At 62.9% G+C, this 14,196-nt stretch carries 13 protein-coding genes; 3 read left to right on the top strand and 10 right to left on the bottom strand.

Annotation, left to right across the window (positions count from 1 at the left end; all coding sequences use genetic code 11):
- Positions 1–63: 63 nt before the first annotated feature.
- Both gcvPA and gcvPB read left to right on the top strand, forming a co-directional pair.
- Positions 64–1,407, top strand: a complete 1,344-nt coding sequence (gcvPA, locus tag FF80_RS11145; RefSeq protein WP_035100301.1) for an aminomethyl-transferring glycine dehydrogenase subunit GcvPA — start codon at positions 64–66, stop codon at positions 1,405–1,407.
- On the top strand, positions 1,404–2,951 hold the full coding sequence (gene gcvPB / locus FF80_RS11140; RefSeq protein WP_035100299.1) for an aminomethyl-transferring glycine dehydrogenase subunit GcvPB: 1,548 nt from the start codon (positions 1,404–1,406) through the stop codon (positions 2,949–2,951). Before gcvPA ends, gcvPB begins: the two co-directional genes overlap by 4 nt.
- Before the next feature lie 169 nt (positions 2,952–3,120).
- Here gcvPB and FF80_RS11135 read toward each other — a convergent pair whose 3' ends face one another.
- From FF80_RS11135 to FF80_RS11125, 3 genes are all read right to left on the bottom strand, one after another.
- A complete protein-coding gene (locus FF80_RS11135; protein ID WP_152558346.1) occupies positions 3,121–3,708 on the bottom strand; it encodes a hypothetical protein in 588 nt (195 codons plus the stop codon).
- 25 nt (positions 3,709–3,733) lie between these two features.
- Positions 3,734–4,228 (bottom strand): redoxin family protein, encoded by a 495-nt coding sequence (locus tag FF80_RS11130; RefSeq protein WP_035100297.1) that lies wholly within the window; start codon positions 4,226–4,228, stop codon positions 3,734–3,736.
- Positions 4,229–4,354: 126 nt separating this feature from the next.
- Positions 4,355–5,164 (bottom strand): protein-disulfide reductase DsbD domain-containing protein, encoded by an 810-nt coding sequence (locus FF80_RS11125; protein ID WP_160172827.1) that lies wholly within the window; start codon positions 5,162–5,164, stop codon positions 4,355–4,357.
- Positions 5,165–5,294: 130 nt separating this feature from the next.
- Between FF80_RS11125 and FF80_RS11120 the strand changes: the two genes are divergently transcribed.
- The gene (locus tag FF80_RS11120) at positions 5,295–5,870 is read left to right on the top strand and encodes a YqgE/AlgH family protein (RefSeq protein WP_035100295.1); all 576 of its coding nucleotides are present in this window, start codon (positions 5,295–5,297) and stop codon (positions 5,868–5,870) included.
- A gap of 12 nt (positions 5,871–5,882) precedes the next feature.
- On the opposite strand, the gene FF80_RS11115 is transcribed toward FF80_RS11120, so the two are convergent.
- The 7 genes from FF80_RS11115 to thrC all read right to left on the bottom strand — a co-directional run bounded on the left by FF80_RS11115 (position 5,883) and on the right by thrC (position 14,090).
- Positions 5,883–8,762: an EAL domain-containing protein gene (locus FF80_RS11115; protein ID WP_035100294.1), complete on the bottom strand. Its 2,880-nt coding sequence runs from the start codon at positions 8,760–8,762 to the stop codon at positions 5,883–5,885.
- Between the two features lie 172 nt (positions 8,763–8,934).
- Positions 8,935–9,363 carry a DUF1284 domain-containing protein gene (locus FF80_RS11110; protein WP_035100293.1) on the bottom strand — a complete coding sequence of 143 codons (429 nt, stop codon included), beginning with the start codon at positions 9,361–9,363 and terminating at the stop codon, positions 8,935–8,937.
- Positions 9,360–9,941, bottom strand: coding sequence for a biotin transporter BioY (locus FF80_RS11105; RefSeq protein WP_035100291.1), 582 nt, complete (start codon positions 9,939–9,941; stop codon positions 9,360–9,362). The genes FF80_RS11110 and FF80_RS11105 overlap by 4 nt, the downstream gene beginning before the upstream one ends.
- Positions 9,942–10,056: 115 nt before the next feature.
- Positions 10,057–10,725 (bottom strand): GntR family transcriptional regulator, encoded by a 669-nt coding sequence (locus tag FF80_RS11100; RefSeq protein ID WP_035100289.1) that lies wholly within the window; start codon positions 10,723–10,725, stop codon positions 10,057–10,059.
- 42 nt (positions 10,726–10,767) lie between these two features.
- Positions 10,768–11,373, bottom strand: a complete 606-nt coding sequence (locus FF80_RS11095; RefSeq protein ID WP_200877191.1) for a GNAT family protein — start codon at positions 11,371–11,373, stop codon at positions 10,768–10,770.
- A 5-nt stretch (positions 11,374–11,378) separates the two neighbouring features.
- Positions 11,379–12,641 (bottom strand): pitrilysin family protein, encoded by a 1,263-nt coding sequence (locus FF80_RS11090; RefSeq protein WP_035100285.1) that lies wholly within the window; start codon positions 12,639–12,641, stop codon positions 11,379–11,381.
- Positions 12,642–12,695: 54 nt separating this feature from the next.
- On the bottom strand, positions 12,696–14,090 hold the full coding sequence (gene thrC, locus FF80_RS11085) for a threonine synthase (protein ID WP_035100283.1): 1,395 nt from the start codon (positions 14,088–14,090) through the stop codon (positions 12,696–12,698).
- Positions 14,091–14,196: the final 106 nt, after the last annotated feature.

Genomic DNA, 14,196 nt, shown 5'->3' with positions numbered 1-14,196 from the left:
GCGCGCCGACCCCGGCCCTTCCCAGGGCCGGGGTAAGCCGCCAACTGGAAGCCTGAGAGACCCATGCGCTACCTCCCCCATTCCGATCACGAACGCGCCGAAATGCTCGGTGTCATCGGCGCGGCCAATATCGATGCGCTATTCAGCGCCGTGCCCGCGCGCGCGCTCAAGAGCTTCGATCTCGGCCTGCCCGCCCATAGCCCCGAATTTCTCGTCGAAGCCCATATGCGGGCGCTCGCGGCCAAGAATCATGCAGGCGCAGACGGCCCGTTCTTTGTCGGCGCGGGCGCCTATCGCCACCATGTGCCAGCGACAGTGGATCACCTGATCCAGCGCTCGGAATGGCTGACCGCCTACACGCCCTACCAGCCGGAAATCTCGCAGGGCACGCTGCAGATGCTGTTCGAATTCCAGACCCAGGCGGCCAAGCTCACCGGCATGGATGTGGCCAACGCGTCCCTCTATGACGGCTCGACCGGCACCGCCGAAGCCGTATTGATGGCCCGCCGCCTGACCCGCCGCAACAAGATCGTGCTGTCGGGTGGCCTGCACCCCCACTATCGCGACGTGGTGCGCGCCTATCTCAAGGACGATGCGGATCTGCAAATCCTCTCGGCCTCGCCAGAAGGCCAGGGCGATATTCTCGATCATATCGACGAGACCACCGCCGCCATCGTGGTGCAGACGCCCGACTTCTACGGCCATCTGCGCAATATCAAGACCGCCGCCGACGCCGCCCATGCCAAGGGCGCGTTGCTCATCGTAGTGATCACCGAGGTCGTTTCGCTTGGCCTGCTCGAAGCGCCCGGCGCCTTGGGCGCCGATATCGTGGTGGCCGAGGGCCAGTCGATCGGCAATGCGCTGAACTTCGGCGGCCCCTATCTGGGCCTGATGGCGACCCGCAAGGAATTCATCCGGCAGATGCCAGGCCGCCTCTGCGGCGAAACCGTCGATGCCGATGGCCAGCGCGGTTTTGTGCTGACACTGTCCACCCGCGAGCAGCATATCCGCCGCGAAAAGGCGACCTCCAATATCTGCACCAATTCGGGCCTGTGTGCGCTGGCCTTCTCGATCCATATGGGTCTCTTGGGTGAAGCCGGGTTTACCCGCCTTGCCCGCCTCAACCACGCGCAAGCCTCAAAGCTGGCGGATGCGCTGGCCGGGGTGCCGGGCGTTGAAGTGCTCAACAAGACCTTCTTCAACGAAATGACCATAAGCACCGCCCAGCCAGCAGTGGCGCTTGTCGAACGCCTCGCCCAGCGCGGCATTCTGGCCGGCGTGCCGGTCAGCCGGCTGGAGCCGACCGACCCGTCCGTGGTCAATCTCATCGTATTGGCCGCCACCGAACTCACCACCGACGCCGACATTGCGGCGTTGACGACCGCTCTGGCGGAGGAACTGGCATGAGCATGAACAATCAGGGCCGCCCCACCGGCGTGGGCACTTCCGGTTTTGCCTCCACTTCGGGCTCGGCGCTGCTGCCCAATGAGCCATTGCTGTTCGAGATCGGCGACACCGAGCATTCGGGCGTCGATCTGCCCCATGTGACGATCTCGACCAACCGCCTCGGCGGCTTCGAGCGCAAGAGCCCGCTCGATCTGGCCGGCCTCACCGAACCCGAGGCCATGCGCCATTATGTGCGCCTGTCCCGCCTCAACCACTCGATCGACAGCGGCATGTATCCGCTGGGATCATGCACGATGAAGCACAATCCTCGCCTCAACGAGAAAATGGCCCGCCTGCCCGGCTTCTCCGACATTCACCCGCTACAGCCGGTCTCGACCGTGCAAGGCGCGCTGGAGTTGATGAACCAGCTTTCGCACTGGCTGATGACCCTCACCAATACCGCCGCCGTGGCGCTGACGCCCAAGGCCGGTGCGCATGGCGAGTTGCTGGGCATGATGGCCATCAAGGCCGCACAGGACGCGGCTGGCCAGAGCCATCGCAAGATCGTTCTAGTGCCCGAAAGCGCCCATGGCACCAATCCGGCCACTGCCGCCTTCCTGGGTTATTCGGTGAAGCCGATTCCAGCGCGCGAAGACGGCACGGTGGATGTGCAGGCGGTCAAGGATGCGCTCTCGCCCGAAGTGGCTGCGATCATGCTGACCAATCCGAACACGTGTGGCCTGTTCGAACCCCAGGTGATCGAAATCGCCCAGGCTATTCACGACGCCGGTGCCTTCTTCTACTGCGATGGCGCCAATTTCAACGCCATCATGGGCGTCGTCCGCCCCGGCGACCTCGGCATCGACGCCATGCATATCAATCTGCACAAGACCTTCTCGACGCCCCATGGCGGCGGCGGGCCGGGTGCCGGTCCGGTGGTTTTGTCGGAAGCTCTGGCGCCATTCGCGCCTGTGCCCTTCGTGCGCAAGGGCAGCAATGGGCTGGAGCTGGTCGAACATGCCGAGGGTGAAGCCCTGGGCCGCATCACCGCCTTCCAGGGCCAGATGGGCATGTATGTCCGCGCCCTCACCTATATGCTCAGCCATGGTGGCGATGGCCTCGCCCAGGCGGCGCAGGATGCGGTGCTCAACGCCAATTACATCAAGGCCCGCCTCGCCCACGCCTTCTCGGTGCCCTTTGGTGATTACCCGACCATGCATGAGGCGCTGTTCGATGACAGTTTCCTGGCCGGAACCGGCGTCACCACGCTCGATTTCGCCAAGGCGCTGATCGACGAGGGCTTCCACCCCATGACCATGTATTTCCCGCTGGTCGTGCATGGCGCCATGCTGATCGAGCCCACCGAAAGCGAGAGCAAGCAGACGCTGGACCGCTTCTGTGAGGTAATGGAAGAACTGGCGGTGGATGCCAAGAGTGGCAATGTCGAGCGGTTTACAGCCGCCCCGATGAAGGCACCCCGTCGCCGTCTGGATGAGACACGGGCGGCTCGCTCGCCTATCCTGAAATGGGAGCGGTCGGCGGAGACGCTGAAGGCGGCGGAATAGGCGGCACCGGAGTACCCCCACCTGGCCTCCCCCTGACAAGGGGGAGGAACCGCCCGGTGGCTGTGCCTCGATCCAGTCCCAAAAGTGGAGAGATTCCTCCCCCTATCAGGGGGAGGTTAGGAGGGGGTATCCCCTCCCGCACTCAAAATGTGAAGCGCCCTGCGCGCAATCAGCCCTTGGTATCGAAGCCCACCCAGATGGTGATCTCCTCGCCGCCCAGATAGGGAATGGCAACGTTTTCGATCACCTTGACGAATTCAGCCGACTGGGCGGGCGGGGTAATGGCGACGGGAATGGTGTATTTTTCCGAGAATACGGCGGCGCCATTGCGTTCCACCGCGAAGCGGATCGGGGCGTTGACGCTGTTCTGGCTGCCTGCGGGGCCGAGCAGTACGCGGCCAACCACGCCCATATTGACGGTGATCAAGCCGTTGGAGACCACGCAATTGCGCGAGCTTTCGTCGATCACGCCCTGATATTGCAGCGCCTTGGGGTCACCCACGCGGCCGCCGCCATAATAATACATGGCCTCCGAGCCCGCGCGCACCTTGATGGGCGGGCATTGGGTGGCGATGGCGGGCAGCGCGTTGGACTGGGCCTGGGCGATAGCAGCAGGGCTTGCCGTGGCGTTCTGGAGCGACTGACTGGCGGCCTCGCTCTGGCCGCCGCCAAACATGGATCCCATGGAGCAGCCAGCCAGCACAATGGCGAGGGGAGCGGCGGCGGAAAGGCGCAGCATGGGGAGGAAATTGGTCATCGAATTGGCTCCTTGCGCCTGGGGATCAGCCATTGGCCGTTTCGAGCGCCATCAGCATGGCAGGGGCACCGCTGGCATTGACGCCCGGGCCGTCTTCGACAAAAACCGCATCGGCCTTGCCGTTGCGGAACAGGATCGAGGCGCGGGCAAAGCGCTTGCCCATGCCCGAACCCGAAAAATCCTTGGCCAGGCCCAGGGCCTCGGCGAGGTCGCCATTGCCGTCGGCGATGAATTCGATCTTGCCCAGCGCGCCCGAGGCTTCGGCCCAGGCTTTCATCACGTGATGGTCATTGACCGAGGCACAGACTACTTTGTCGACGCCGGCAGCAACCAGCTTGCCAAGGTTGGCCAGATAGCCGGGCAGATGATTGACATGGCAGGTGGGCGTAAAGGCACCGGGTACTGCGAAGAAGGCCACAGTGCCGCTGCCGAGTACAGCATCGCTGGTGGTATCAGTGGCGCCATCTGCGCCAACAAGTTTGATCCGCACGGAAGGAACCGGACTGCCACGTTCGATCATTAAAGGATATGCCCCATGCCTATCGCCGCCCGTGGACGGCCATTTCCCTTGATAGTCCAGTGTTTCGGATATGCGGCTTTAGCGCCGCATACAAGGCCTATTGGCCTCTCCGTTCCCTGGGTCTCGTCAGTCCAGCGCACCCTTGATGGTCCGCGTGACTTCGAAAGCTCCCATATCGGTTATGAATGTGAGCTGAATATCCTGGTTTTCCAAGTCGATTGGCTCGCTTTTACCCAGGATCGGGATGAGGACTAGGTTGGGTTCCGGGCTTTTTTGCGGCGCCCCGAACAGCGGCTCGCCATTGGCCGTCGCCACGATCAGCGAGGCCGGGTCAACATCAGCATCGCCCAGCTCAATAGCGAGCATATGATCGGCACTGTGATAGCGCACCGAGCCGATGGGTGCGGCTTTGCCGTCCCAAGGCATGGGTGCCATGGCAATAGCCTGGCGGATGCGCAGGCCATTGGGCCGGTCGGGCTCGGCATCGTCCAGCCTCAGGGAAAAATGAGCTTGGGCCGGAATGCAGATTTCCGAGCAGACACCCAGGGTGGCGAAGATTTCCGCGTTGGGCGCGTCCCCAGACACCGTCACGGCAATCGGCAGAACCAGCGGGCCATAATAGACATAGTCGAGATAACCGTCAGTCTCGTCCCGCCTGGGATAGGGCCAGACAATGCGGTCATTGGCGAGCCCGGTTGAGCCGGTGAAATCGAGCGTGGTGGGCAGGCCGGTTTCGCCCGGCACGCGCCAATAGGTCTTGGTCGTTTCGGGCATGAATATCTCAAGGCCAAGCAGCGTCTTGCCATCGGGCTTGACGAGGCCGGAGCTGATCAGTCGCAGCTTCACGCCGGGGGCGACTTCCTGCCATGGCGTTTCGCCCGCTAGGGCGGGCGTGAGCGTGACGGCAAAAAGGGCAAGGGCGGATAGAAGCTGCATGAACACAGCCATTAGCGCACCAGGAAATGAAGAAATAGCTGACGGGTAATCAGGCCTTCGTGATGGCCGCATGGGCCTCTTGCAGGCGGCCAGCCTTGTCGCATGCGGATGGGACGCCTACAATTAGGCTATGAATTCGCTTGAAGGCCAGTTTCTGGTGGCCATGCCAGATATGGAAGATGAACGCTTTGCCGAAAGCGTGATCCTGGTTGTTGGCCATGGCAGCGAAGGCGCGATGGGGCTCGTGGTCAATCACGAATTGGCCAATCTGCGCTTTGCCGACATTATCGACGAACTCGATCTGGGCGACCCAGATGCCGTGATCCGCCTGCCCGACTCGATCCGCCAGGGCGTGGTGATGCGCGGCGGGCCGGTGGAAAAGGGGCGCGGCTTCGTGCTGCATTCGGCCGATTACACCAGCGGCAATAGCTACAAGGTCGGCGATGGGATTTATCTCACCGCCACGCTCGATATTCTCAAAGCCATGGCCTTCGGCCCACGACCGCAAGCAACGCTATTTGCGCTGGGATGCTGCGGCTGGGGAGCAGGACAGCTAGAAGACGAAATCCGCGACAATGGCTGGCTGACCGTCCCGTTCTCGCGCGACCTGGTGTTCGAAACCCCGGTGGAGGAGCGCTACAAGGCGGCGTTGGCGAGCCTGCATATCACCCGGGCGACTTTGAGTTCCGAGGCTGGGCACGCTTAGGGCGCTCCTCGCTTACCGCGCCAATTGCGCCGCCAGCTTCTTGCCAAACTCCGCACCCGTCATCGCCGCACCAAAGGCAAAACCCTGGGCATAGCGGCAGTTGAGTTGGCGGAGGCGTTCGATTTCGTCCAGCGTTTCGACGCCTTCGGCGATCACCATCAGATCGAGATCAGCGGCCAGACCCACCACAGCCTTGATGATCGGGGCCTGGGTGTGGGCGATGCCATTGTCTTCGCCCATCTTCACGAAGGGCGCGGGGATTTTGATGGTGTCGAACGGGAAGCGGTGCAGATAGCTCAGCGAGGAATGGCCGGTGCCAAAATCGTCCAGTGCCAAACCCAAGCCCAGATTGCGCAGTGCCTGCAGCATATAGGCGGAGTGCTCAGGATTGGTCATAACCTGGCTTTCGGTGATTTCGAGCTTGAGGTGCCGCGCCAATTCCTTGTCCTGACTGACCAGGTTGCGCATGTCATTGAGCAGGGTTTCGGTGGCGAGCTGGCTGGGCGACAGATTGACCGAGATGAAAAATTCCTCGGGCAGGCCGAACGAGGTCATCCAGTCCTTGGTCTGCGTCGCCGATTGCTCGAAGGCCAGGCGACCGAGCTTTTCAATCTGGCCGGAGCGTTCGGCCAGCGGCACGAATTCGTCGGGATTGACCACGCCGCGCGTCGGATGCACCCAGCGCATCAGGGCTTCGGCACCGGCCAGCTGGCCGGTCTGGATATCCATCACCGGTTGGAACTGCACATGCAATTCGCCCTGTTTCATGCCGCGTTCGAGGTCTTCTTCACTGGCGCGATTATAGGCCGAGATGGAGCGGGCCGAAGCGCGATAGGCCTCGATTCGGTCCCCACCCAGCCGCTTGGCGTAATACATGGCCAATTCAGCATCGCGCAGCACATCGGGCGCGTCGGCGGGGGCACTGTCATAGATGGTGACGCCGATCGACGCGGTCAGCGTTAAATCACGATCACCGAAATTGAACGGCGCCTTGAGCGCCTTGCGGATCTGCTCGGCCGTCTCAGCAATTTTGCCGGCGGCCTGTTCGGAGGCCAGGATCACCGCAAACTGGTCGCCGGTGACGCGAGCCACTGTGTCGAGCGGGCGCATGATGCGGGCAATACGGCGGGAAATCGCCAGCAGCACGGAATCGGCAGCAGAATGGCCGATACGTTCCTCCAGTTCCATGAAGCGGTCGATATCGATAAGGAACACTGCCGGCTTGGTGCCCCCCGGGGTTCTGGCGCGCACCAGAGCACGCTCCAGCCGATCGAGGAAAAGCTGGCGATTAGGCAGACCCGTCAGGCTATCATGCACCGCGTCATGCAGCAGGCGCTCACGAGCAGCACGGTCTTCGGTGACGTCCTGCAACGTACCCACGATGCGGTTGACCTGGCCATCGCCACCAAGGACGGGTTTGACCCGCATGCGGAAGCTGCGATAGCTGCCATCATGGCCGGCAATACGCATATCGGCGGAAACCTTGCCACGACGCAGCTCGACCAGCGTGTCGAAAGCCGTGCGGAAACGGTCGCGATCGTCGGGATGGACCCGGTCGAGCCAGCGCTTGATGGCGCCGCGCAGTGCCCCGCGCTTTTCGCCCAGGCGCGTCGCCAATTCGTCGCTGACCGAGACACGGTCACGCTCGATGTTCCAGTCGAAAACGAAATCGCCCGACCCGGTCAATGCCAATGCCCGGCGCTCCACTTCGGAGAGGGTGCCGACCGACACCTGCCCTTCGGAAAACGCGTGCTGCACCGCGGTAAAGCCGAGCAGCATGACGATGAGTACGAGCCCCCCGCCTACAGCCGGTTGAGCCACGTCATTGGAGACCTGGCCTGAAATCACCAGCCAGGAATAAAACAACCAGGAGATCAGGATGATCCAGGTGGGCACCAGCAGCACGGCGCGATCGTAACCGCGCAGTGCCAGCAGCAGGATGAGGAAGAAGCCGGAGAAACCCAGCATGGCCAGCACGAGCCGGGCAATGGTGGCGGCAATGGCGGGCTGGAAGAAGGCAAAGGCAAACAGCGCAAGGAACAGAGCGGCCAGCCCAAGCGCCAGATGAATGAAACGCAAATGCCAGCGGTGCAGGTTCAGATAGATGAACAAGAACCCGGCCAATGTTGTGGCTATACCCGCCTCCGAGGCGGCGCGCAAAGGCTGCATGCCCCCGGCTGGAATGCCAAGCAGGCGGCCCAAAACGCCAAAATCGATCAGCAGATAGATCAGTACGGCCCAGGCAAAGGCAGCCGTGGCCGGGAAGACGCCGCGCCCCTTGACCACGAACATGATGGTCAAAAACACCGCCGCCAGCGAGGCCACGCCCAGCACCACGCCGCGGAACAGGGTGAAAGAGTTCACGTAATCGCGGTAGGGATTGGGCTGCCAGAGGTAAAGCTCGGGCAATTCGGCCGAGGAGAGCTCGGCCACGAAAGTGACTGTGGCACCCGGATCGAGGGTAATTTCGAAGACGTCAGCTTCGCTATCGGCCAGCTTGACCGGGCGGATGCCGGCACTGGGCGTCAGCGCGGCGAGGCGGTCATTGCCCAGATCGGGATTGAACACGCCCGAATTGGGCAGGCGGAAGAACGGCGCCACCAGGAGGCGCTCGATCTGCTGGTCGCTTTCATTGCGCAGCGCGAACAGGGCGAAATTCGGATTGGTCCCCTGCTCGCTCGCCAGTACCTCAATGCGGCGGATAATGCCGTCTTCGCCCGGTGCGGTCGACAATTGCACGCGCCCATCCGCGCCCGGGGTGATTTCCACCACGGCGGACAGATTGACGGCGTTGACGTCTTCGGGGACCGAAATGACTTCAAAGGCGGCGGATGGCGCGATGGTGAAAAGCGCGAACGCAAGCCACACCGCGAGTGCAAAGAAAGGACGCATCAGGGCCGACTATATCCTGTGGTAGGCTTCATTATGGCAGCGATCCAGCGCGGCCGCGTTAACGACCCGCGCGCCGAAACGGCATGGTCTTGGCGGGAGCCCTCTTTGGTAGCGGGGAATGATGCGGGCGACAAGGTTACCGAAGTGTTGCCGAATGGCAACGGGTACCGGGCTAACAGGCAGTCATCGCGAGGGAGGCGCCCGCATAGCCTGACTGCGCCACGCTATCGCAGAGCTCGGACCATTCGCAGCCGGCACAGGCGGGCCGGATCTGCCCGGTGGAAAACGCAACGCGCAGGGCCATGAGCGTGGTTTGATCGAGATGAAAGGGCTTCGCCAGATCGATATCAACCAGCAGATCGGCGACGGCAAGGCGCGCGAGGCGATCCCGTTCCACCACGCTATCATTGTGGCAATGCGGCTGGCCGATACCCAATAGAGGCGCACAGACATCGTCGGGCCCGGCGACCAATTCGATCGTCTCCCCGGCGCCGAGCCGGACAATGATGGTATCGTAATTGGCCGTGAAGGCAGGGGTATACCCCCTGCCGACATAGGTGAGCATGCAGAGCAGATGGTGTGCCCGCAGCTTGACGGTCAACGCTTGGCCGCCACGCGCTGCAGGCCGGCCAAGGCCGCCGCGCCGAGTGCGGACTTGAGCACAGCGCCAAGCAGGAACGGCGCAACGCCGTGGAAAAAGGCCGGCTCGGCCCCGATCGTCACGGCAAGCCAGGCGCAACCCAATGCGAGGCAGGTAAGGTTGCCGGCAATGGCAGCGAGAAAGGCCAGTACCGGCTTGTTGCCATTCCAGCCCTGTTCGGCCAGCCAGCCGACAATGGCACCGGCGATCGGGAAGGCGAAGAGATAGCCGGCGGTGGGACCGGCAAAGTGGATCACCCCCGCTGCGCCGCCCGAGAGGACCGGCAGGCCGGCGGCACCTTCGATGAGCCAGGCCACAATGGTCACGCCGCCCAGGCGCCAGCCATAAAGCGCGCCAACCATGGCAACGGCGAAAGTCTGCATGGTCATGGGAACCGGAACCATGGGCACTTCGACATAGGACGATAGCGCCAGGAACAGCGTGCCCAGGGCGACAGCGGCGACTTGCCAAAGGACAGAGCGATCAGCCAGGCCAAGCGGACTGAAGCTGGGCCGGATTGTGGTTGCAGCGGTGTTCATGGGAGATCCTCGGACAATTATAGATAATTTTAAGTGACGATCTATTAAACGGATTTTTGGACGACGAGGCAAGGGCATTGGAGGGATTCTCATCGATCTGGATTCCCGATCCGCCTCACCCAACGATAGTGAACACCTTCCGCGTCGTCCCCGACGCCGTTCGAACCGGCTTCTGCCCGATCCAACGGACGTGCCGCGCCAGCACCGTCGCAGCCTCTTCGACATTACCGGCCCGCAAGGCAGCCAGGATCGCCAGATGGTCGTGATCGGTGCGCGCCTCCCAGGCCGATTGCCAGGCGGCAAAGAGGAACCGCGCGCTGACGGCATGCAGATCATCAATGGCACCGAGCAGACGCGGCATGCCGCAGGGAGCCAGCAGAGTGCGGTGAAATAGCCGGTTGGCGGCCTCCCAGGAGGCGACATCGGGCGAATTGTCGCCAGCATGGGTCGCCTGCTCGGCTGCCTCGAGAATGGCCGGCGTCAGATGCGGGGCAGCATGGCGCAACGCCAGCACTTCAAGCGCCGCGCGCATTTCGGCGATTTCCTTGACCTCGGCCAGATCGAAGGCAGCGACGCGGACGCCACGGCGCGGCTCGCTGATCGCCAGCCCCTGCGCTTCGAGCCGGCGGAAGGCCTCGCGCACCGGCACGTGGCTGGCGCCAAACTCGGCGGCGATATGATCCTGCCGCAACCGGGCGCCGGGCTCGAGATTGCCCGCAATAATCCGCTCGGCCAGGACCTTGCTGATCCGCACGGCGATGGTGTCGTCTTTGGGCTGCGCCATGATTTTATAGATAGTTTATTGCGTGGCGATTTGTCGAGGCGCTCAAACCAGGCGCCTGGTATAGCGCGCGGTTTCGTAGCGTTCCTTGGTCAGGCCGAACAGCACATGATCTTCCCAGCGGCCGTTGATCTGCAGGTACTTTTCCGCGAAACCCTCTTCGACGAAGGCGTTCTTCTCCAGCACGCGACGCGAAGCGACATTGCCGGGCAGGAATGCCGCATGGATGCGGTGCAGGTCGAGCGTGTCGAAAACGAAGGGCAGACTGGTGGCGACGGCTTCGCTCATCAGCCCCTGCCCCGCGAAGGGCTGGCCCATCCAATAGCCCAGATTGACGAATTGGGCGGCGCGGCGGCGCACATTGGAGAGTGTGATGCCGCCCACCAAAGTGGCCGCATCATCGGTGAAAATGAAGAAGGAATAGTCGCTCCCTTCCTCGGCTTCCTCGCGGGCCCGGCGGACCCGCGCGGCGAACACCCGGCGGCTGAGATCGGCCTCAGTCCAGCGCGGCTCAAACGGCCGCAGGAAATCGCGACTCCCCCGGCGCAGTTCATGCCAGGCCTCGTAATCGCCCATTTGCGGCAGGCGCAGCAGCACCCGCCGGCCGCGCAGGGCGATCAACGGGACCGGCGATGACCAGGGCCAGAGCATGAGGCTTATCGCTTGAGATGATCGCCGATGGCACCGACATCGACCAGCCGGTCAACCGGCCCGATGCCCGCCAGGGTCGGCAAGCCGCTGGTGAAGATCTGCTCGGCCACTTCCTGCACGCGCTTGGTCGTGATGGCGTTGATGCGATCGACGGTTTCCTGCATGGGGATGGGACGACCCCACAGGATCTGCTGGCGCGCCAATTGGCCGGCGCGAGCGGAGGGGCTTTCGAGCGACATCAACAGGCCTGCCCGGATCTGGTTGCGGACGCGGATAACTTCATCGTCCGCGATAGACTGGGTGGCGCGCTTGAGTTCGTCCAGCACGACGGGGACCAGGTCGGCCACTTCGTCCTCGCCGGTCGCTGCCGCCACGCCGAACACGCCGCTATCGGCAAAGGCCCAGTGGAAGGAATAGACCGAATAGCAGAGGCCCCGCTTTTCGCGCACTTCCTGGAACAGGCGCGAACTCATGCCGCCGCCCAGAATGGAGGCCAGCACCTGGGCTGCGTAGAACCCGTCGGCATTATAGGCACGGCCTTCAAAGCCTATGACGATATGGGCCTGTTCGTGGTCGGAAATCAGCCGCTCTTCGCCGCCCTGATATTCGGCGCGCTGGGGCGCGGGGGCGCCATTGGGCTTGAGATCGGCAAAGCGCTGCTGGGCCACATGGACCAGTTCGTCATGATCGACATTGCCGGCCGCCGCCATCACCATATGGTCGCCCACATAATTGCGGTTCATATATTTGCGGATGGTATCGGGATTGAATTCGCGCACCGAATCCACCGTGCCCAGAATGGTGCGGCCGATGGGCTGGGTGGGGAAAGCTGCAGCCTGGAACAGGTCGAAAACGTGATCGTCGGGATTGTCCCGGGCGGCGCCGATTTCCTGCACGATGACCTGCTTTTCGCGGGTCAGCTCGTCTTCCTCGAAGCGGGAATTCTGCAGGATATCGGAGAGGATATCGGCGGCCAGCACCACATCTTCCTTGAGCACGCGGGCGAAATAGCCGGTGTGCTCGATCGAGGTCGCCGCATTGAGATCGCCACCGACATTTTCGATGGCCTCGGCGATTTCGAGCGCCGTGCGCGTGGTCGTGCCCTTGAAGGCCATATGTTCGAGCAAGTGGGAAATGCCGTGTTCGGCCTTGCGCTCGCAGCGCGCACCGGCCTTGACCCAGACCCCGAGCGAAGCGCTCTCCAGGTGCGGCATGTCGTCGGTCAGCACCACCATGCCGTTGTCGAGGGTCGTTGATTGCAGGCTCAAATGGGTCCTCCTGGCACGGCGCGACCCGGAGGCCGCATGTGCCCCAAAGTCGTCCTAGGCAGCGCGCGTACGCGCCGCGATGAAGTCTTCGACCAGTGACTGGTCATTGGCAAGCACGGTCAGCCGCTCCTCGCGGCCATAAAGATCGCCCAGCCAGGCCGGCAAAGCCGGTTCGATCCCCGAGGCATCCTTGACGGCAGCGGGGAATTTAGCGGGATGGGCCGTAGCCAGCGTAACCATAGGGGTCGCCGACCAGGCCTGCGCGCGGGCCACATGCACGCCGACGGCGGTATGGGGATCGAGCAGGTAATCCGAACTCTTGAGGGTCGCGGCGATCGTCGCGCGCGTCTCCGCCTCGCCGGTAGTGCCGGCGGCAAAGTCGCGGCGGATATTTGCCAGTGCGGTCTCGGGCAGGGCAAAGCCGCCCGATTGCTTGAGGCTATCCATCATGCGCACAACCGAAGTCGCATCGCGCCCGGCCGCTTCGAACAGCAGGCGCTCGAAATTGGACGAGATCTGGATATCCATGGATGGGCTGATGGTGGGCGACACGCCCTCCATCTCATAGCGGCCGGTGTCCATGGTGCGGCGCAGGATATCATTGGCATTGGTGGCAATGATCAGCCGCTCGATCGGCAGACCCATGGCCTTGGCGCAATAGCCGGCAAAGATATCGCCGAAATTGCCGGTCGGCACGGTGAAGCTGACCTTGCGGCGGGGGCTGCCCAGCGACACGGCGGCCGTCACGTAATAGACGATCTGCGCGACGATGCGGCCCCAATTGATGGAGTTGACGCCCGACAGGCGCACCGAGTCGCGGAAGCGGTGATTGTTGAACATGGCTTTGACCAGGTTCTGGCAATCGTCGAACGTGCCTTCGAGCGCGATGTTGTGCACATTGGCATCGCGTACCGTGGTCATCTGCAGGCGCTGCACCGGGGAGGTGCGGCCGAGCGGATGCAGGATGAAAATGTCCGTCGTGTCGCGGCCGCGGAAGGCTTCGATCGCGGCCGAGCCGGTATCGCCCGACGTAGCGCCGACAATGGTGGCGCGCAGGCCGCGTTCGGCCAGGATATGGTCCATGATGCGGCTGAGGAACTGCATAGCCACGTCCTTGAACGCCAGCGTGGGGCCGTGGAACAGTTCGAGCACGAAGTGATTGGGCTCCAGTTCCACCAGCGGGGTCACAGATGGATGACGGAAGCTGGCATAGGCCTCGTCGATGATGGCTTTGAGCTTGGCGGGCGCGATTTCGCCATCAACGAAACGATTGATGATGTCGAACGCCACATCGGCATAGGGCTTGCCGGCATAGGAGGCGATATCGGCGGCGCTGAGCTGGGGCCAGCTTTGCGGCACATAGAGCCCGCCATCAGCGGCAAGACCGGCCAGAACTGCATCGGAGAAACCGAGCGCCGGCGCCTGGCCGCGCGTAGAAACAAACTGCATCGAAGGGGAAGGCCCTTTTTAGAATTGTTGCAACCTAGTCAAACGAGGCCTGAACCGCAAGTTTGATGGAGGGGTGTCCCAGTAGACCTCATCCTGAGCTTGTCGA

Source organism: Devosia sp. LC5 (genome assembly GCF_000735585.1).
Lineage (GTDB): Bacteria > Pseudomonadota > Alphaproteobacteria > Rhizobiales > Devosiaceae > Devosia.
This window is presented reverse-complemented; position numbering and strand designations above follow the sequence as displayed.